Annotated in this window: 19 protein-coding genes; all 19 read right to left on the bottom strand. The window is 32.6% G+C overall.

Annotation, left to right across the window (positions count from 1 at the left end; genetic code table 11):
• Window positions 1-10: 10 nt before the first annotated feature.
• Window positions 11-1,267 carry a sulfate adenylyltransferase subunit CysN gene (cysN, locus tag ED556_RS03060; protein ID WP_296319811.1) on the bottom strand — a complete coding sequence of 419 codons (1,257 nt, stop codon included), beginning with the start codon at window positions 1,265-1,267 and terminating at the stop codon, window positions 11-13.
• A gap of 20 nt (window positions 1,268-1,287) precedes the next feature.
• Window positions 1,288-2,193 (bottom strand): sulfate adenylyltransferase subunit CysD, encoded by a 906-nt coding sequence (gene cysD / locus ED556_RS03055; protein WP_296319198.1) that lies wholly within the window; start codon window positions 2,191-2,193, stop codon window positions 1,288-1,290.
• The gene (gene cysC / locus ED556_RS03050; RefSeq protein WP_296319196.1) at window positions 2,186-2,788 is read right to left on the bottom strand and encodes an adenylyl-sulfate kinase; all 603 of its coding nucleotides are present in this window, start codon (window positions 2,786-2,788) and stop codon (window positions 2,186-2,188) included. Before cysC ends, cysD begins: the two co-directional genes overlap by 8 nt.
• Before the next feature lie 3 nt (window positions 2,789-2,791).
• A complete protein-coding gene (locus tag ED556_RS03045; RefSeq protein WP_296319194.1) occupies window positions 2,792-3,244 on the bottom strand; it encodes a DUF2061 domain-containing protein in 453 nt (150 codons plus the stop codon).
• Entirely contained in the window at window positions 3,241-4,038 is a 798-nt protein-coding gene (cysQ, locus tag ED556_RS03040) for a 3'(2'),5'-bisphosphate nucleotidase CysQ (protein WP_296319192.1), read from the bottom strand. Before cysQ ends, ED556_RS03045 begins: the two co-directional genes overlap by 4 nt.
• 170 nt (window positions 4,039-4,208) lie before the next feature.
• Window positions 4,209-5,294, bottom strand: a complete 1,086-nt coding sequence (locus ED556_RS03035) for a glycosyltransferase family 4 protein (RefSeq protein ID WP_296319190.1) — start codon at window positions 5,292-5,294, stop codon at window positions 4,209-4,211.
• The gene (locus tag ED556_RS03030; RefSeq protein WP_296319188.1) at window positions 5,263-5,970 is read right to left on the bottom strand and encodes an O-antigen ligase family protein; all 708 of its coding nucleotides are present in this window, start codon (window positions 5,968-5,970) and stop codon (window positions 5,263-5,265) included. Before ED556_RS03030 ends, ED556_RS03035 begins: the two co-directional genes overlap by 32 nt.
• A gap of 523 nt (window positions 5,971-6,493) precedes the next feature.
• Window positions 6,494-7,771 (bottom strand): O-antigen polymerase, encoded by a 1,278-nt coding sequence (locus ED556_RS03025; protein ID WP_296319186.1) that lies wholly within the window; start codon window positions 7,769-7,771, stop codon window positions 6,494-6,496.
• 2 nt (window positions 7,772-7,773) lie between these two features.
• Window positions 7,774-8,757, bottom strand: coding sequence for an SDR family oxidoreductase (locus ED556_RS03020; protein WP_296319184.1), 984 nt, complete (start codon window positions 8,755-8,757; stop codon window positions 7,774-7,776).
• Window positions 8,758-8,760: 3 nt separating this feature from the next.
• A complete protein-coding gene (locus ED556_RS03015; RefSeq protein WP_296319181.1) occupies window positions 8,761-10,020 on the bottom strand; it encodes a nucleotide sugar dehydrogenase in 1,260 nt (419 codons plus the stop codon).
• 8 nt (window positions 10,021-10,028) lie between these two features.
• The gene (locus ED556_RS03010) at window positions 10,029-10,616 is read right to left on the bottom strand and encodes a hypothetical protein (protein WP_296319179.1); all 588 of its coding nucleotides are present in this window, start codon (window positions 10,614-10,616) and stop codon (window positions 10,029-10,031) included.
• Between the two features lie 2 nt (window positions 10,617-10,618).
• Window positions 10,619-11,473, bottom strand: a complete 855-nt coding sequence (gene rfbD / locus ED556_RS03005) for a dTDP-4-dehydrorhamnose reductase (RefSeq protein ID WP_296319177.1) — start codon at window positions 11,471-11,473, stop codon at window positions 10,619-10,621.
• A complete protein-coding gene (gene rfbC, locus ED556_RS03000; RefSeq protein WP_296319175.1) occupies window positions 11,470-12,021 on the bottom strand; it encodes a dTDP-4-dehydrorhamnose 3,5-epimerase in 552 nt (183 codons plus the stop codon). The genes rfbD and rfbC overlap by 4 nt, the downstream gene beginning before the upstream one ends.
• A gap of 13 nt (window positions 12,022-12,034) precedes the next feature.
• Window positions 12,035-12,889 carry a glucose-1-phosphate thymidylyltransferase RfbA gene (gene rfbA, locus ED556_RS02995; protein ID WP_296319173.1) on the bottom strand — a complete coding sequence of 285 codons (855 nt, stop codon included), beginning with the start codon at window positions 12,887-12,889 and terminating at the stop codon, window positions 12,035-12,037.
• A gap of 1 nt (window position 12,890) precedes the next feature.
• Window positions 12,891-13,934 (bottom strand): dTDP-glucose 4,6-dehydratase, encoded by a 1,044-nt coding sequence (gene rfbB, locus ED556_RS02990; protein ID WP_296319172.1) that lies wholly within the window; start codon window positions 13,932-13,934, stop codon window positions 12,891-12,893.
• Window positions 13,935-13,952: 18 nt separating this feature from the next.
• A complete protein-coding gene (locus ED556_RS02985) occupies window positions 13,953-15,062 on the bottom strand; it encodes a hypothetical protein (protein ID WP_296319170.1) in 1,110 nt (369 codons plus the stop codon).
• 3 nt (window positions 15,063-15,065) lie between these two features.
• Window positions 15,066-16,757, bottom strand: coding sequence for a hypothetical protein (locus ED556_RS02980; protein ID WP_296319168.1), 1,692 nt, complete (start codon window positions 16,755-16,757; stop codon window positions 15,066-15,068).
• Window positions 16,758-16,782: 25 nt separating this feature from the next.
• Window positions 16,783-18,285, bottom strand: coding sequence for a GH3 auxin-responsive promoter family protein (locus ED556_RS02975; RefSeq protein ID WP_296319165.1), 1,503 nt, complete (start codon window positions 18,283-18,285; stop codon window positions 16,783-16,785).
• Window positions 18,285-19,151: a M23 family metallopeptidase gene (locus tag ED556_RS02970; RefSeq protein ID WP_296319163.1), complete on the bottom strand. Its 867-nt coding sequence runs from the start codon at window positions 19,149-19,151 to the stop codon at window positions 18,285-18,287. Before ED556_RS02970 ends, ED556_RS02975 begins: the two co-directional genes overlap by 1 nt.
• Window positions 19,152-19,256 lie beyond the last annotated feature (105 nt).

Below are 19,256 nucleotides of genomic sequence, written 5' to 3'. Positions count from 1 at the left end.
AGAACAATAACTATACAACCATTCCGGCTGCTACTGTTTCGTTTGTAGAATCATCAATTAAGATTATACTTCCTGTGGTTCTATTTTCTCTGTAAGAATCAATCATTAAAGGTTTAGTGGTTCTTAATTTAACCTTACATATATCATTCATGTTTAAACTATCGTCATCATTAATTCTATCTAAAGAGTTTATATCAATTTTATAAACAACTTCTTTAATCATTGCCTTTTGGTCATTAGTGGTATGCTTGATAGTATATTTTGCTCTAGGTTTTGCAGGGCTATTATTTAACCAGCAAAGCATCACTTCAAGGTCTTGAGTTGCTTCTGGCTTATTATTAGACCTCACAATCATATCTCCTCTGCTGATATCAATATCGTCTTCTAATGTAATAGATATTGACATTGGCGCATGTGCCTCTTCTAGCTGTCCATTAGAAGTGTCGATGGTTTTAATTTTTGAATTAAAACCAGATGGCATTACCGTTACTTCATCGCCCGGTCTAAAGATCCCACTTGCAACTCTCCCCGCATACCCTCTATAATCAATAAATCCTTCGCGTTGTGGTCTTAAAATTGTTTGTACAGGAAAACGCGCATCTACTTTATTAATGTCACTGCTAATGTGCATTGTCTCTAAAGTATGAAGCATTGGTGCTCCTTGATACCATGGCATGTTTTCTGATCGATTAACTACATTGTCTCCATGCAATGCACTAATTGGTATAAAGCGCACATCTTTTACTAGCATTTTAGAGGAGACGCTCTCAAACTGATTTACAATTTTATTAAAAACATCTTCAGAAAAATCGACCAAATCCATTTTATTAACACATACAATCACATGTGGTATCTGTAATAGTGATGCGATAAAGGCATGTCTTTTTGTTTGCTCTATTACACCGTGTCTAGCATCAATCAAAATTGTTGCAACATTAGCTGTAGAGGCTCCAGTAACCATATTACGTGTATACTGAATATGGCCAGGTGTATCGGCTATAATAAACTTGCGTTTAGGTGTCGTAAAATACCTATATGCTACATCAATTGTAATACCTTGCTCTCGTTCATCTCTTAAACCATCGGTAAATAAAGCTAAGTCCACCCCTTCATGTCCTTTCTTCTTACTGGTATTCTCAATAGCTTCTAATTGGTCTTCAAAGATTGATTTTGAATCGTAAAGTAGCCTTCCTATTAAAGTACTTTTCCCATCATCAACACTCCCTGCTGTTGTAAATCTTAGTAATTGATTATTATCTAACATTATTAATCACCTTTACTTTAAAATTAAAAATATCCTTGACGTTTTCTGTCTTCCATTGCTGATTCAGAACGTTTGTCGTCTGTTCTATTTCCGCGCTCTGTTTGACGCATTGCTGACACCTCTACTGCTATTTTTTCAAGCGTATCAGCTTCAGATTCAATACCTCCTGTAATTGTAATATCTCCAAGGGTTCTAAATCTTACTTTCTTTTTTACAACTTCTTCACCTTCCTCGAGGATTAAAAATTCTGACTTTGGAATCCAAGAATTACTTCTCCAAACGACTTCTCTTTCGTGAGCAAAATATAATGAAGGGATTGAAATATTCTCTCTTTTTATATAATTCCACACGTCCATTTCTGTCCAATTACTTATTGGGAAGGCTCTAAAATGTTCTCCTTCAAAGTGTTTCCCGTTGAGTAAATTCCATAATTCTGGTCTTTGGTTTTTTGGGTCCCATTGCCCAAAGTCATCTCTGTGCGAAAAAAAACGTTCCTTAGCTCTTGCTTTTTCTTCATCTCTTCTGCCGCCACCTATAGCACAGTCAATTTTATTTAGCTCAATGGCGTCTAGTAATGTTGTAATCTGTAAAGCGTTGCGGGTGGCATTCTTTCCTTTTTCTTCAGCAACTCTGCCCTGGTCTATTGATTCTTGAACTGATCCAACAATTAATTGCGCCCCAAGGTCTTTAATTAAATTATCTCTAAAATCAATGGTCTCTGGGAAATTATGCCCTGTGTCTACGTGCATTAAAGCAAAAGGAATCTTAGATGGGTAAAACGCCTTTTTGGCAAGGTGAGTCACTAAAATAGAATCTTTACCGCCAGAAAAAAGAATTACTGGGTTTTGAAACTGCGCCCAAACTTCTCTTAAAATAAAAATAGCTTCGCTCTCTAACTCATCTAAATAATTTAAATAATATTTACTCATCTTTCAGCTTTAACTTTGGCTTTATATATTCAACAATTTTTTGAACTGCTTCTTCAATTGATTCTCCCTCTGTGTTTATTTGAATGTCTGGATTTTCTGGAACCTCATAAGGAGCTGAGATGCCTGTCATGTTTTTTATTTCTCCTGATCTAGCTTTCTTGTAAAGACCCTTTACATCGCGTCTCTCACACTCTTCTATACTCGTGTTTATAAAAATCTCGACAAAGTTAATATCTTTCACGATACTTTTTATAGCTTCTCTATCTTTTTTATAGGGTGAAATAAATGCCGCCAAAACCACCAAACCAGCATCTATCATTAAATTTGCTACTTCTGCAATTCTTCTAATGTTTTCTGTTCTATCTTTTGGTGTAAACGTTAGGTCTTTATTTATTCCTTTTCTAATATTATCGCCGTCCAGTATATAGGTCTTCACGCCCATTTTAAACAATTTCTGCTCTACAAGGTTTGCTATGGTTGACTTGCCAGAGCCCGACAACCCCGTAAACCATATTAAAAATGAGTTTTGATCTAGGGCGTTACGCCTGTCACTAATTCTTATTTTGTAGTTATGCTGTATAATATTTCCCTTCATAATTTATCTTTTGTGTAAGAAAAAATTTCTGATTCTTCCAAGTGGAAGTTTAAGCCATAATTTTTCGTGCAAATAATAAAGCAAAAATTTAGTAATTAATTCAGTTAATGCAATATACAACGCTATTTCATTAAATGATTCTAAGATAATTCCAGATATTATAAAAGTGGTTAAAGTAGCTATAAAACGCCATGAAATACTCTTCTTTAAAATTTCAGTAGTGCTCTTAGCTTGATGTTTTAATATTTTAAGCCAAAGCCTTTCATGCAAATAATATATAAATAACTTAAAGAAAAACTCCGAAAGTCCAATCTTAAAAGCGTTATCAAGATTACAGTTGTCAAACAAGCAGGTTATTAAAAAAACTATTACAATGGTATCTGCTGTTGCTATTATCCGCCATGAAATGCCTTTTAATATACTACGAAGGTGAGATGAGGTCTTGTATGCTTTCATATATTACTAACTAAAAACCAAGGATTTAATAGGTTTTGTTTGTTATAATTTAAGGATTGTTTGGTTTCTTGAGAAATGACATCAATACCAACAGCATTACAAATGGCTTGACCTGCAGCTGTATCCCATTCCATTGTAGGTGCAAATCGAGGATATACATCTGCAGAACCTTCAGCTACAAGACAAAATTTTAGCGAACTGCCTTTTGATACTATACTTGTACTATAGCCGTTCTGGTTTAGGCTTTCTATAAAATCGCTAGTCTCTCTGTTCATGTGTGAACGACTTCCTACTATTTTAATACTTTTATCAAATCGCTTTGTTGGTTTTAACAAAGTTATTTGTTCTAAAATCTTATTTATTGATAAGTCTTCTGATTTAATACTTGTTTTGAAGGCTATTTTTTCTTCAACATCTCCAACATAAAGCATCTCTAGAAATGGTGCAAAAATCACTCCTAATACTGGCTTTCTATTCTTAACAAAAGCTATGTTTACAGTGAACTCTCCATTTCTCTTGATAAATTCTTTCGTTCCATCTAATGGGTCGACTACCCAATAATTATCCCATTGTTTTCTTTGCGTATATTCAACTTGTTTATTCTCTTCGCTTATTATAGGGTATTTGGTATCAATAAGAAATCTGTTTATCACATCATTTGCGCGGCGGTCTGCTTCTGTTAGAGGAGATTGGTCTTCTTTTAACTCTATTTTTATTTCAGAGTTATATACCTCCATGATCTCCTTGCCTGCTTCTAGAGCTGCTATTATAGCAATGCTTTTCAAATCTTCCATCTATTTAGTATTTATAGCTGTTAATGCTAATCTTTCTCTTTTTTTGGACTGCAAAACTACACTTTTATTATTCTCCAGAGGCTCTAATAGGTTGTAAAACTCAAAACTGTATGGTTTTGTAGTAGTCTTAATTATCGAGAAACTGTTCTAATTTTACTCAATAATGAATCTTAAACTGTTTGGTGATGATTAATAATTGACCTGAAAAGATTTAAATAAGAGTCTTTATTTGCTTGTATCGAATAGTTTTCTCTTACATTTTTAATGTTTTTTTGGCCAATTCCTTTAAATTTTTCAGGGTTATTAATAACTTGTTTTATAGCAGCTTCCCACTCCTCATTTTTTTCGGCAAAGAGATTACCAATATTTTGGTCTACTTTTTTATTAGATTCAAACGGCGTTGATATGGTAGGTACCCCGCAGGCCATATACTGTATAAGTTTAAATGCACATTTACCTAAATTAAATTTTGAGTTTTCTAATGGCATTAAACCTACATCAAACCTTCGTATCTCATCAACTTCAGTACTTTCGTTCCATGGAATTATTTTTATCGATACATCATCAAATAAATGGATTAGGCTTTCATCAAAACCTATAAGGTGTAATTTAAATTTAAAACCCTTTTGTTGTAAGTTCTTAAACACAGGCACAAGCGGAAGAAGATTCCAGCATGTGGTTTTTGATCCTATCCAACCTATAATCGGTACGTCGTTCTTATTTTTATTTTGGCTTTGTTTAGCTTCATATTTTCTAAAATCTATCGACGTAGGAATCTCTATGACATTTTTATTAAATTGTTGTGCATACGAAGTTAAATAAGGACTTCCCGTAACTACCCACTGAGCGTTTCTTACTACATCTCTTATTTTATTTTTAAAAAAAAGGCGGGTTATTTTATTCTTGTTATCGTCATAGCTGTGAAATATTGCATCGTCATAATCTACAACATATTTTATCTTAAATAATTTAAACATAAGCTTAAAATATGGTGTGTATGGCAAAAATTCTTTCTCAACAAATATCAAATCATATTTTCTTGCAGAAAATAATAAACTTAATCTTTTAATATATCTCTTTATCAAATAGATTCTACTAGTTTTCTGATTTAAGTAACTAGCAGGTTTATAGTTTTCTTCAAAAAAAGGCTCAACAACACAGTCATATATCTCCTTATAATAATCGATATATTGATAGGTCCTATACCGACTACTTGCTCCATTTTTACTGTATTTTGGTAGAAATAAAACTTTCATTTTTATTTATTAGTTTTTGAGACAACAACAGATTAATAAAAAGACCACCTGATAAACACCCCCACATTCTAGAGTAAATGTTTTCAAATAGCATAGAGAATAGAATAATTAAAAGTATCATTAGAAGTTCTTTATTGGTGCCTTTTGAATATAAAATAATCTTAGCATACGAGAAAATGAATAAGGCCAAACCCAGAACTCCAGAGCTTAATAAAATATTCATATAATAATTATGGGAGTTTAAGTTTGTGCAATCATTACATTCTTTTTGAAGATAGCACTCATTTAATCTATTTTTAACGTCTCCTACGCCAATACCAAATAAAAAACTTTCTTTAGAAATCTCATAACTACACTTAGCTATTTCTACTCTAGAAGACAATGTTAAGTTTTTTATTTTACCGTATACTTTGTTGAAGTTTAATACCGCTACAAAACCTAAAATTATAATTGCTAAGGCTAAAATTGATTTTTGTTTTTTAAGGAGGTTATAAGCAATGTATGCTCCTAATAATATTCCAACAATAATTTGGGCTTTAGCCTTGAACACTACTAAAGTAACTAGTAGTAGTAATTGCAATAAAAGTTTAAGATATTTTGTTTTCCAAAACTCTAATAAAACTATTGAAATTAAAATATTTATTCCCAAATAGGCTTTGTGAACAAATTGACTCACAATTTGTATATCAGAAGACTCTAAAAGATAACTGAACCTGTGGTTATAAACAAAGTGAATGTATTGAAGTATGCTATTGGGTTCGCCATATTGTATTACATAATTATCGTACCAAAAAAACAAAAGCCTCGTAACTATGTAGATCACGAAAAGTAAAGTTGATATTGGGAATATTATACAACTTAACTTAAATAGTTTCTTAGAATACGATTGTGGAACCATTAATATTATTACCGGGAATACAAATACTAAGGCTACTTTTTTTATTTGGTTTAACGCATTTGGTATGTCTGAAGAGTAGATTAATGATATTAAAAGCGGTAAAAACCATATGACAGAAATGAAAATTAGCTTTTTATTGTTTGCTATATTTTTAAGTAATTGAGACTTGAATATTATTATAAGAGTTGCAATCCAAATTAATAATATTTGAAAAACTTGATTGAACAAAAAGAACTGAAAGTTTAATAGCAAGACGAAAACGCTGATATTAACATAATCTAAGAATCTGTTTTTTTTCATTCTAACCTTGTCTATTAATTATTATTATAAATAATACTGGATAAAAAAGAATCCATTGAATGTCAAATGCATTCAAATAGGGGTTGGTGGCATAGGCAATAAACACACAAATTAACGCATTAATTAGCCCTAATGCTCTTGCTCTATAAACATTGTTATAGGCCATTATTTTTATTAAAGAAAGTAATAACCATACGGGGCCTATAGAATATAGGATGAACCCTAGAAAGCCTGTATGAAAAATTAAATCTAGATAAGATATTTCATATCTCCAGGGCTTCTCTTCAGATCTGATTATAGTTTTCATGTACGCACCATGGCCATATCCCAGTACTGGTCGCATAACAATATGCTTGGAAAACTCCGTGGTTTGTTTAACGCGTTCATTTTCTAAAAAAGACTTGCCCTTCTCTTTAGATTCTAATTTTAATGCATAAGAAATTGTTGAGGTAGCAGAATTAATTATACTTCCAATATTAAGATAATATGTGAAAGGTAATAGCGAAATAAAGATTATCAACGCATACTTTAATATCTTTTTTTTGAATTTAATTTTTTTTCTTTCTATTATTAGTTTGAATAAAAAGGTCATTAATATCGAAAAAAAGTACAATATTATTACACTTCTTCTACCGGTAAGAAAAACTCCAAAAAACGTTACTAATACACCAATTATAAGCCAGGTTTTTTCCTTTTTGGTTCTTTTGGGGTTAATCAATATTAAGCTTGTAAAAAAATATGGGAATAAAAATAATATAGAAGAAATTCCATTATAATTAATCTTAACCACGTCCACCGTTGTTCTTATATCAACGTTAATTGTTTCGACTAAAAAATTTAAATATTCTGGAAGGCCATATTTTTTATTTAAGAACGCAATTAATAGCACAATTGATACACCAATAGCACCATGAATAAAATATTTATCGGCATACTTAATTATCTTGCTTTTTTTGGGAATCCCGTTTAATATTAAAAAATAAACTATAGGAAAGACCACATAAAGTGCGAAGACATATGGGAAACTTTCTGGATGTGCGTTACCCGTAATTATACCATAAAAAATATAAAAAAGCCCTAAAAAAGCATATATCAAAAAAAAGCCAAAAACTAATATGGGTAAATCTATTTTTCCTCTCTGAAATATTAGAATAATCGATTTAATTATTAACCATGAGATTATGGGTAATTTAATTTCATAATAGGAAAATGGGAAAACTACAATAGAAATCACTAAGACATATATTAAAATACGTTCAAATGTTCTAAAAAAATACATGCTTATATTTTATTTGTAGCTATAAAATAATCTATGGTGTTCTTTATTCCCTCGTTGAATAATACTTTTGGATTATATTTTAGTCTTTGTTTTGCTTTATCAATATTGGCTAATGAATGTCTTACATCACCTGCTCTTTCCGGTCCATAATTAATACTAATGCCATTTATATTAGGTTTATAGATCTCGGACAGATAGGACTTAATAACTTCCACCAATTGATTTAATGATGTGTTGTCTCCACAAGCAACATTATATACTTGGTTTATTGCTTTGGTATTGTTTGAAATTGCAGCTAACTGATTTATTTGTACCACATTATCAACATATGTAAAGTCACGAGAAGTAAGACCATCTCCATTAATTGTGGGAGATTTTTCATTCATTAGCAAGTTAATGAATTTTGGGATTACAGCTGCATAAGCTCCATTAGGGTCTTGATTAGGTCCAAAAACATTAAAATATCTAAGACCAATAGTTTCTATTCCATATGTTGATGCAAAAACATTCGCGTATAATTCATTAACATATTTAGTAATTGCATATGGAGATAAAGGGTTTCCGATTTTATGCTCTACTTTTGGCAATTCTTTATGGTCTCCGTAGGTTGAAGAACTTGCTGCATAAACAAATCTCTTCACTTTATTTTCCTTTACTGCCCATAACATATTTAAAAACCCAGATATATTTACATCATTTGAAGTTATTGGGTCGTTTATTGATCTTGGTACAGATCCTAAGGCAGCCTGATGCAGTACATAATCAACATCTTTAGTTGCTAGCATACAGGTATCAAGGTTTCTAATATCTCCTTCTATTAACTTAAAGTTTTTGAGCTCTAAAAAATCAGCAATATTAGACTTGTGACCTGTAGAAAAATTATCTAGACATATTACTTTATTGTCTTGCTTTACTAATGCTTTGATAAGGTTGGATCCAATAAACCCAGCTCCTCCAGTTACTAAAACCGTTTTTTCTTTAATCATTTTTTATAATCTATCAGAAACTATCTCTTTTGGAAGTATGCTCTTTATATCAAAGATAATTTTGTTACTGGCTATATTGTGCCAATCGTAATTTAAAAATTCGTTATGCCCAACAGCTACAATTATCCCATCATAAGTAGTAATTTCGTTCGATTTAACCTCGATTCCGTACTCCTTCATTATTTCTTGTTTATCTGCAATTGGGTCATATATATCTGGAGTAATACCATAATCCGTGAGTTCGTTGTATATGTCTATAACCCTTGTATTCCTGATGTCAGGACAATTCTCTTTGAATGTAAAACCTAATATTAAGGTTTTAAATTTACTAATAGGTTTTCTTTGCTTCAGTAATAGTTTTATGTAGCGCTTAACCACTTGCATTCCCATATTGTCGTTAATGCGTCTTCCTGCCAAAATAACCTCTGGGTTATAACCTATACTTTGAGCCTTATGTGTTAAATAATAGGGGTCAACTCCAATGCAATGACCTCCGACTAAACCTGGCGTAAACTTTAAAAAGTTCCACTTTGTTCCAGCAGCTTCTAATACTTCTTTAGTGTCTATTTTTAACCTTTCGAAAATTAAGGCCAATTCATTTACAAATGCGATATTAAGATCTCTTTGAGTATTTTCAATAACTTTCGCCGCTTCAGCCACTTTTATGCTTGTGGCCATATATGTTCCTGCATCAATAATTGAAGCATACAAGTCATCTATTTTCCTTGCTATTTCTGGTGTACTCCCAGAAGTAACTTTCATTATAGTATTTACTCTATGTATTTTATCTCCTGGGTTTATTCTCTCTGGTGAATACCCACAGTAAAAGTCTTTATTAAATGTCAATCCACTGATTTTTTGAAGTATTGGTACGCAAACTTCTTCAGTACATCCAGGATAAACTGTGGACTCATATATAACAATATCACCTTTCTTTAAATATTTTCCAACCAAAGAACTCGCACTTTCTAAAGGCTTAAGGTTTGGTGTCTTGAATTTATCTATTGGTGTTGGGACTGTTATAATATAGATTTGGTTCTGTGCCAAATCACTTTCGTTAGAGGAATATTGTAAGCCTTCAATCGAGTTTAATTCGTCCTTAGACACTTCATCTGTGATATCAACGCCATCTTTTAGTTGATTTATGCGGTGCTGATTTATGTCGTATCCCAAAATACTGAACCCTTTTTTTGCAAATTCTACTGCTAACGGTAAACCGACGTAGCCCAGTCCAATAATTGCGATTTTTTCTTCTTTAATCATTTTAATTTTTATAATTCTTCTAAAACTAAATTCGTATACTCAGGTTTGCTTAATATAAATGGATCGTATGTAAGTTTGCCATTTACTACATTCTTTTTGAATCTAAATACTGAATCTCCTTCTGTGATTTTAACAAAAGAATTTCCTCTAAAGTATTCTGTATAATTTGAAGCATCAAACTTTATTTCTTTGCTGTTAAAACTAACTATAATTGAATTAACTCGTAAGTCTTTTGGTTCTTGAGATTTAAAATTTGGCCTAATTCTAAATTGTTCAATAAATGCGTTTGTTGGAAACTCAAAAGTTAATGTCTGTGGTGCTATATTTTGTTTGAATTTTTTAACAATCGTCTGCTTTGAATTATACTTTTCGTTGGGGTCGTCTATATAGTTCAGTGCGAGCACTCCGTCTTCTTGAAAGACTCCGGATATGATAATTCGATATATGCTGTCACCTTCCACAATTTTGGTCTCAACTTCGTTTTTATTATCAATGATCTCCATGACCGGTTTCTGAGGTCTTGTTGTCTTTTTTTCTTTACATGCGGTTGTAATGATAAAAAGCAAAATAACTAAAGTTGGTAGTCTGTTTTTCATAATTACACGTTATTAAGGCACTTTCTTAGACTTTGCCTCCAGTGGTTAATTTTTATATTAAAGACACTTTTAATTTTATCCTTAGACATCACACTGTAATTGGGTCTCATTGCAGGGGTTGGATACTCTTCAGTAGATATTGGTTCTAGATGTATTTCAATATTTTTTTCATCAAAAATTGCTTCAGCAAAATCATACCAGCTTGCAACTCCTTCATTACTGTAATGATATATTCCATATTCAAAATTCTCATCACTAACAATAAAATTCAAGACAAATTCGGCTAAATCTTTAGCATAAGTAGGGCTGCCAACCTGATCATAAACGACTTTGATTTGGTCTTTCTGCGTGCCCAACCTAAGCATTGTTTTTAAAAAGTTGTGCCCGTATTCTGAATAAAGCCATGATGTCCTAAAGATATAGAAATCACACTTTGCTTTCTTTATTAACTCTTCTCCACGGAGTTTAGATTTTCCGTATACACTTAAAGGGTTCGTGTTGCTATCTTCTGTGTATGGCACGCAGGAATTTCCATCAAAGACAAAGTCTGTTGATATATGAACTAGTTTTGCCTTATATACAGTGCATAATTTTGCCAAATTCTCCACGCCTTCAGAGTTAACCATAAAAGCTAATTCTTTTTCACTTTCGGCCTTGTCAACCGCTGTATAGGCTGCGCAATTAATTATAAAATCTGGAGTAATGTCTTTAAAAACTTCCGACGCTTTATCGTAGTTTGTTATATCCAAATCGTCCGCTGATAAAAAAAAGGCCTTAACATTCTCAAAGTTTACAAGAGATGATTCTATGCATTTGCTTAATTGACCTTTGGCTCCTGTAATTAATACTTTTTTCAAAACAGCTTATTAAACGATTTAAATGATTGTAATTTTAGGTCTTTTTCGGAAACTATAATCTCACTTTTGTTAAGCATCCAATCAATATTTAGGTCTTGGTCATTATAAATTAAACCGGCCTCGGCATCTTTATTATAATAATTGTCACATTTGTACTGAAATACAGCGAAGTCGCTTAAAACAGCAAAGCCATGTGCAAATCCTCTAGGGATAAAGAGCTGTTTTTTGTTGTTTTCAGAAAGTTCAATACTAATATGCTTCCCATAAGTGGATGATTGCCTTCTTAGATCTACTGCTACATCTATAACTTTGCCTTGAGTTACCCGTACTAGTTTTGCTTGAGCAAAATCACCTTTTTGAAAATGCAAACCCCTAATAACACCTTTTGTTGAATACGATTGGTTGTCTTGAACAAATACTGTTGAATTGCCTACTGCATCATTAAACTTTTTTTGATTAAAGCTTTCAAAAAAATACCCTCTATTATCTTTAAAAAAAGGCGGTTCAATTATAAAGCAACCTTTTAATTCTGTTTCTATTGCCCTCATTAAAATATTCCTATTACAGCTCTAACAAATTTTTACCATATCCGCTCTTTAAATAAGGAGAAGCTATTCGTTTTAACTGACTTCTATCAATAAAACCCATCCTAAATGCTGCCTCTTCAATAGCCCCTATTTTTAGTCCTTGTCTTTCTTCAATAACTTGAACAAATTGTGAGGCTTGCATCAAAGAATTGAATGTTCCTGTATCTAGCCAGGCTGTGCCTCGATCTAGAATACTAACGTTTAACTTACCTTTCTCAAGGTACACTTTATTGACGTCTGTTATTTCAAGTTCTCCTCTTTTGCTAGGCTTAATATTTTTTGCGATTTCAATAACATCGTTGTCATAAAAATAAATACCAGGTACTGCAAAATTAGATTTTGGCTTGTTTGGTTTCTCTTCAATAGAAACTACCTTATTATTCTTGTCAAATTCTACAACACCATATCGTTCTGGATCATGCACATGATAAGCATAAATTATCCCACCATCTGGGTTGTTATTTGATTGCAGCAATTTTGACAACCCTGATCCATAAAATATGTTGTCTCCTAAAATTAAGGCTACTTTGTCTTTTCCTATGAATTTCTCGCCTATAATGAACGCTTCAGCTAGGCCATTAGGGTTTTCCTGAACTTCATATTCAAACTTGCATCCTATGTTAGACCCATCCCCTAAAAGCCGTTGAAATAAAGGTAAATCGTGTGGTGTAGATATAATCAAAATTTCTCTGATTCCAGACCATATTAGAGTAGACAATGGGTAATATATCATTGGCTTATCGTAAATAGGCATAAGCTGTTTGCTTATGGCAAGTGTCAATGGGTGTAATCTGGTTCCAGAACCTCCAGCAAGTACAATTCCTTTCATATTAACTATATTGTTTTAAATAATAGTTTTTATAAGCCCCAGAAGTTACTCCTTCTAGCCAAAGTTTATTTGACAAGTACCAATCGATAGTTTTTGATAATCCTTGTTCGAATGTTACTGATGGTTTCCAATCTAAGCTTTTATTTATCTTGCTTGCATCTATCGCATACCTTAAGTCATGCCCAGGTCTGTCTTTAACAAAAGTTATAAGTTTTTCAGATGTTCCAGGCTCTCTTTCTAATTTGTCATCCATTTGTGCGCATAATAGCTTAACCAAATCAATGTTTTTCCACTCATTAAAACCGCCAATATTGTAAGTTTCATGATTTTCACCTTTGTGAAAAATTAAGTCTATAGCTAAAGCATGGTCAATTACATACAGCCAGTCTCGAGTATAGTTTCCGTCTCCATATACTGGTAATGGCTTGTTGTTTATGATATTATTAATAAAAAGAGGAATTAATTTTTCGGGAAACTGATTGGGCCCGTAATTATTTGAACAATTTGAAATGACATAAGGAATTCCATAAGTTTCACCGTAAGCTCTAACAAAATGGTCAGAACTAGCCTTAGATGCAGAATAAGGAGAATTGGGAGAATATGCCGTGCTTTCAGTAAATAAGCCGGTTTGTCCTAGTGTCCCATAGACCTCATCGGTACTAATATGATAAAAGCGCCTATTTTGACCTTTATTTTGATTGTGCTTTTTAAACGCATTTAACAAGTTAATTGTTCCAAAAACATTTGTTTTGACAAATGCCAAAGGATCGATAATAGACCTGTCTACATGCGATTCTGCAGCTAAATGAATTACGCAGTCAAACTTATACTTAAAAAATAGCGCGTTAATAAAATTCTCGTCATTTATATCTCCTTTTATAAAGCTATAATTCTCTTCATTTTCAATATCCTTTAAATTCTCTAAGTTTCCTGCATAAGTCAATAAATCAAGATTATAAATATTATATTCTTTGTATTTTTTAACAAATCGCCGTACTACATGAGACCCTATAAATCCCGCTCCACCAGTTATTAAAATGTTCATTTTTGTAAGGTATAAACTCTAGATTTTGTTTAAAAGTTCCTTTTTCATTGACTCAACACTGAACAACCTGTTTAATTGTAGTTCTTTAAACGTGAAAAACAATAAAACGGCTAAGAAAAACCCTAGTGCGGACCATATTTTAATTTCCTCGTATGGCGATTGAGTTTTAACCGGAGAGCTAAATTGATAGACAACATCGATTATGTTTCTTTTCTCTTCTAACTCATTGGTTAACTGATTAATTTGAAGAACATATTCAGCCCGTTTTTCATAAAGGTTGTATTCTTTTGTGTTTATTTTTTCTTTAGTACTGGCTAAATTAACAGTAACCGCTCCCTCTTTACCTGTGTCTTGAGATTCAGAGCTGTAATATGTTTTTAAAAGCGCAACATATTCATCTTGCAACGTGTCTGTCTTTTTTACAAGATTCTCTAATGTTCTTATTTTATTTTCAATCGCAGCTAAGCTTCGATCTCTCTTGTCTATAAAATAATTGTTTTTAGTTATGTTCTCTATAATTGGTTGCGAAAGGTGCTTCAAAACTGTTGAATCTGAGGTTTCCACAAAAATAGTTTGAAGACTTAAATTATTAAATTGATATCTGTCGGTAAATTGCGTAAATGAAGGGTTTACAATTGAATCTAAACTTTTAGTGTGCTCTATATATTCTTCAACTAACCTGTTCTCATTTACATTATCTGTAATACTAAAAGTTAAAACTTTAGCCGCTTGAGAAGATGGAATTTTCAATTCCCTACCTAAGTTTACCGAGTCACCGAGTTCTGCTAATATTGCATATTCTTTTATATTATTATAAAGCAACTTACCTGTGTCATAATTTTGTCTTACCAACATTGATGAATTGTATGAAACAGGATGCAACATATCTAGTGTAAAAGGAATAGCGAATCCTATCAAACCTGCTAAAGTGACAACAAGAAAATTTTTATAAAAGACATTAAGCATAATTACAATAAATGCAAATATCTTCCTTAGTATGATGAAAATAAATTCAAAGAATTTCTTTATTAATGAGCCTATTTTCTTAAAAAATCTCTCAAAATAGGAAAAAAGCTGTCCTAAATCTACTTCTTCACTTTGAGGTGTTGGTTTTGTATTTTCACTCATAGTCTATGGATTAAAAATTTGTTCTAATATTTTTTTTGTTATTACATACGTTGGTTTAACACCTGTTGCTCCTAGGCCACCGGAAGCTAAAGTGCTTCCTGTTTCTAAAGGATTATCACTAGCATAATAAGCATATCTAACCTTTACGTTTTCATTAATACTACCTCTAACTCTTGAGGCTGCTTGAATTGCTTTTTGATAATGCGCACCTTCCATCTCGAGTCCTACTACATTCCATGTAGAGTTTTTAAAGAATTTTAGTATCTCTTTATTCTGTAAAGAAGTCCCTAAAACAGTAATCATAGAGCCTTCATAAACATCTACGCCGCAATCTACCATATCTTTTTTACATAACTCATTTTTAAAAGGATAATTGTCTGCCGTTCCTTCAAAAATATGAGCTGATGGAATCATGACATCGCCCTTTCCGCCTTGTAAAATTCCTGCTTTACCCATTACAGATATCGATTCAACATCTAAATGAATCTTGTTCTTTTTGTTAAGAACGGGCTTGAGAAGTTCATCCATTGTTTCATAGGCCTGTTCACCAAAAGCATAATCCATTACAATAATTACTAACTTATCAAGGGCATTTGTTTCTTTATAATCAAAGCCTGTTTTCGCAAAATCAATTTTATCGGTATCAAAAATTTGAACATTAATATTGGTCCCTGAAGTGTCTTTAATAAAAATCATTCCATTTTTTAATGCAAGATCTTCTACTTTTTTACGCAATGTGTCACTTTCGGGTTGGCTTAATTCTTCATATAAAGAATAGATGTCTGTTGATTTCTTCTTTAAACTTGTTAATGCGGCCTCAGCAAATAATGAATTCATAACACTATGCATGTTAGCACTAATGATATGAATTGGACGATTTATTAGGTTATTATCTTTTAAAACAGCTTTAATGTTTTCGGCCCATTCTTCACCGTGAATATGATGCCCTAAGCGCTCTCTTAAAACTGGACTAAAGGTTACAGTTCGTTTATTACCCTTAACTACCTCTTCTATTGCCAACTTACCAAGCCAATAAACGATGTTCAAAAATCGTTCTGGTTGGTGTTCTGTTGAAAACTCAGAATAAACTTCTGATATTTCATTAAAGGTTCTTCCAAGAATGTTAGCTGTATGAGTAATTGCTATTTCGCGTTCTTTTTGAGTGAGTTTCTTATGTCTTAAAACTGCAGATTCTAATTTTCCCCAATCTCTAATAGTCGTGCCTTCGTCGTCAATTAAAACCCGCTTACTTATCTTATGAGACTCTACAAATAAAAATGTTAGATGTGTTAAAATATCGTATATCTCTGAGCGCCCTCTTGTAATTTCAATATTCATTTGCTCATCATCAATTCTATAACAATTGCGCCTCCTTTTGGGTGGGACAATAACTTTAAAATGCGAATCTGAATAACCTTCATCACTAGTAAGGTTAATGTAAGAACACTCTTCAATGCCTTCGGGAAGTCGATCTACAACATACAAAAGCCCTTCAAGTTCGGCTTTTTCTTCAGCAATTGACCCATATATTTCTGGCCGTAATAATAACAATGCTTCTCTTAACGTTTCTCCCGAAACTCCCATTGGTTTATAAAACCCTCGATTAAAAAGATGGCGCATTGTAATATACATGCGCTCTATTGCATTGGAGCTTTCTTGTGCTCTTGTCCGTGTATGTTTTTTTATTTTATCCATTAATATTTTGACCTGCAAATATAAACTATTTCACAAAGCCTTCTGAAATTAATGCATCAGCAATTTTTCGGTCATTAGATAATCTAGGAATTTTATTTTGTCCTCCTAATTTTCCGACAGATTTCATATAGTTGTTAAACCCTCCGAGTTTAACAAAAGAAATTTCTAAGGGCCTAAGCACCTTACCTTTAATTAAGTCTTTATAATAGCTGTTTTGGCTTTGTAAAGCGTTGTCTATTATGTCTCTAAAATTATCTAAATCTTCAGGTTCGTTTTCAAACTCTACAAACCATTCGTGATAAGGTAAACCGTTTTTTGTGTTGATTTTTGGGGCAACAGTAAATTCATTTATGCTAACCTTGTGCTCTAATAAGGCTTGTTGCATTGCCTGTTCTACTTCTTTACCTATTACGTGTTCCCCAAAGGCAGAGATAAAGTGTTTTATTCTTCCGGATACAATTACCTTATAAGGTTTAATGTTTGTAAACTCTACAGTATCACCGATATTATATGACCAGAGACCAGCGTTAGTAGAAATTAGCATGACGTAGTTTATGCCTACTTCAACATCTTTAAGGGTTATTCGTTTGGGGTTATCGTTAAAAAATTCTTCTGCTTTTATAAACTCGTAAAATATACCTGAGTTTAATTGCAACAACATTCCTTTTTCACCTTGCTTATCCTGAAAGGCAAAAAAACCTTCGCTAGCAGGATATAATTCTATACTATCTACTTTTCGCCCTATTAAATTTTCGAACTTCGCTCGATAAGGCTCGTAGTTGACACCTCCGAAAATAAATAGATTAAAATTCTTGAAAATTTCTCCGACCTTTTGATCTGTTCTCTCGATGAGTTTTTCAAAATACATCTGTACCCAAGATGGAATTCCAGAAATGACAGTCATATTTTCAGGTAACGTCTCATCTACAATTGCATCCACTTTTGTTTCCCAGTCTTCAATACAATTGGTCTCCCAACTTGGCAGCCTGTTAGTCTGAAGATATTTAGGCACATAATGCGCTACTATGCCTGATAATCGCCCTAATTGCACCCCGTTTTTTTCATTTAAGGTTGGGCTGCCTTGAAGAAATATCATTTTGCCATTAACAAACTCTGTCTTTCCTGTTTCATGAATATACATGAGGATAGCATTCCTAGCAGCTTCTACATGACTGGGCATACTTTCTTTTGTGATAGGAATATATTTAGCGCCAGATGTAGTACCAGATGTTTTTGCAAAATATAATGGTTTTCCTTTCCAAAGAACATCTTCTTCTCCTTCAACCACTCTATCAACATAAGGTCTTAGCGCCTCATAATCTCTCACCGGAACTCTCTTTACAAAATCTTCATAAGCGTTTATGCTAATAAAGTCATGATCTTTGCCAAAAACTGTACCTGTTGCTTCAGAAATTAGCTTACGAAATACTTCATCTTGAGTTTGTATAGGGTTTAATGACCATTTTTTGATTTTTCGAGCAACAATTCTCGCAAATGGTTTAGCCAGTAAAGATTTAATTGACGCCATTACTGAAAATCAATAAAATTGGTTGGGTTAATAGGGTAGCCTTTGCTCCATAGCTCAAAATGTAAATGTGGACCCGTGCTTAAATCTCCTGTGTTTCCAGACATAGCAATAACTTCGCCTGCTTTCACTAAATCTCCCTGTTTTTTAGTTATTGAAGCGTTGTGCTTGTATATAGATATAAGCTCATTTGGATGCTCTAAAATAACAACATAACCTGTTGAAACTGTCCATTCCGAAAAAATAACTGTGCCATCTGTAGTGGCTTTTACTGGTGTGTTTTCTGGTACTACCACATCTACTGCGTAATGCTTTTCTTCAAGATTATAACCTTCAGAAATAGTACCGCTTAACGGCGGAAATAGAACAAAGCTTGATCCTTCAGTTTCCGAATCAAATAGGTTGTATTTATCTTCTTTATCAGCCTTTTCTCTTAACAACGAGTCTTGTTTATTTGGAAAAACATCTTCGATATCTTCGTTTTGAGCCACCTCGATAATTGAATCCCTATTAAAGTTCACTTCGGCTACGTCTCCAGTTAATACTTTTCGGATGGATGCATAATACCTATCATTAATAAGTAATTGTTGCTGTAAAGAATCGGCCTTGTATGTTAATGTTGTCGCTTTCTTTTTTAATGCTGTAGAAGAGTAACCCGGAATGTACTCACGTAAAGGTGTATAAGCAATTAAGATTGTTGTAAAGCCTATTAAGAGAATTGCTGATAATGCTGTTAAAACAAAGACATTAAGTCTGTTAAGTTTAATAGCATAACGCTCCTCAAAAGTATCTTCGTTTAACACAACTAATCGATACTTATGGAGCAGTTTTTTCTTAAACTCTTTGTTATTTTTTTCCTTTTTAGCCATTCAAGGACAAAAGTATATAAAATACGGGTATTGCTATGTTATTAAATCCTAAAGTTAGTTGAATAACGTGCTAATTAAAGTTTAATTACTAACTTTGCTCTTTAA

This window comes from Winogradskyella sp. (assembly GCF_003712105.1).
In the GTDB taxonomy this organism is placed as follows: domain Bacteria; phylum Bacteroidota; class Bacteroidia; order Flavobacteriales; family Flavobacteriaceae; genus Winogradskyella.
Note: the sequence above shows the minus strand (reverse complement) of the source record. Positions and strands in the feature narration are given on the sequence as shown.

Bases quoted from the DNA above. Each gene is read 5' to 3' on its own strand.
- ED556_RS03025 (WP_296319186.1), bottom strand. From the start codon at position 7,771: ATGTATTTTTTTAGAACATTTGAACGTATTTTAATATATGTCTTAGTG.
- cysC (WP_296319196.1), bottom strand. From the start codon at position 2,788: ATGAAGGGAAATATTATACAGCATAACTACAAAATAAGAATTAGTGAC.
- rfbC (WP_296319175.1), bottom strand. From the start codon at position 12,021: ATGAGGGCAATAGAAACAGAATTAAAAGGTTGCTTTATAATTGAACCG.
- ED556_RS03045 (WP_296319194.1), bottom strand. From the start codon at position 3,244: ATGAAAGCATACAAGACCTCATCTCACCTTCGTAGTATATTAAAAGGC.
- ED556_RS02975 (WP_296319165.1), bottom strand. From the start codon at position 18,285: ATGGCGTCAATTAAATCTTTACTGGCTAAACCATTTGCGAGAATTGTT.
- ED556_RS02970 (WP_296319163.1), bottom strand. From the start codon at position 19,151: ATGGCTAAAAAGGAAAAAAATAACAAAGAGTTTAAGAAAAAACTGCTC.
- ED556_RS03010 (WP_296319179.1), bottom strand. From the start codon at position 10,616: ATGAAAAACAGACTACCAACTTTAGTTATTTTGCTTTTTATCATTACA.
- ED556_RS02985 (WP_296319170.1), bottom strand. From the start codon at position 15,062: ATGAGTGAAAATACAAAACCAACACCTCAAAGTGAAGAAGTAGATTTA.
- ED556_RS03020 (WP_296319184.1), bottom strand. From the start codon at position 8,757: ATGATTAAAGAAAAAACGGTTTTAGTAACTGGAGGAGCTGGGTTTATT.
- rfbA (WP_296319173.1), bottom strand. From the start codon at position 12,889: ATGAAAGGAATTGTACTTGCTGGAGGTTCTGGAACCAGATTACACCCA.
- cysD (WP_296319198.1), bottom strand. From the start codon at position 2,193: ATGAGTAAATATTATTTAAATTATTTAGATGAGTTAGAGAGCGAAGCT.
- cysQ (WP_296319192.1), bottom strand. From the start codon at position 4,038: ATGGAAGATTTGAAAAGCATTGCTATAATAGCAGCTCTAGAAGCAGGC.
- ED556_RS03015 (WP_296319181.1), bottom strand. From the start codon at position 10,020: ATGATTAAAGAAGAAAAAATCGCAATTATTGGACTGGGCTACGTCGGT.
- ED556_RS03035 (WP_296319190.1), bottom strand. From the start codon at position 5,294: ATGAAAGTTTTATTTCTACCAAAATACAGTAAAAATGGAGCAAGTAGT.
- rfbB (WP_296319172.1), bottom strand. From the start codon at position 13,934: ATGAACATTTTAATAACTGGTGGAGCGGGATTTATAGGGTCTCATGTA.
- ED556_RS02980 (WP_296319168.1), bottom strand. From the start codon at position 16,757: ATGGATAAAATAAAAAAACATACACGGACAAGAGCACAAGAAAGCTCC.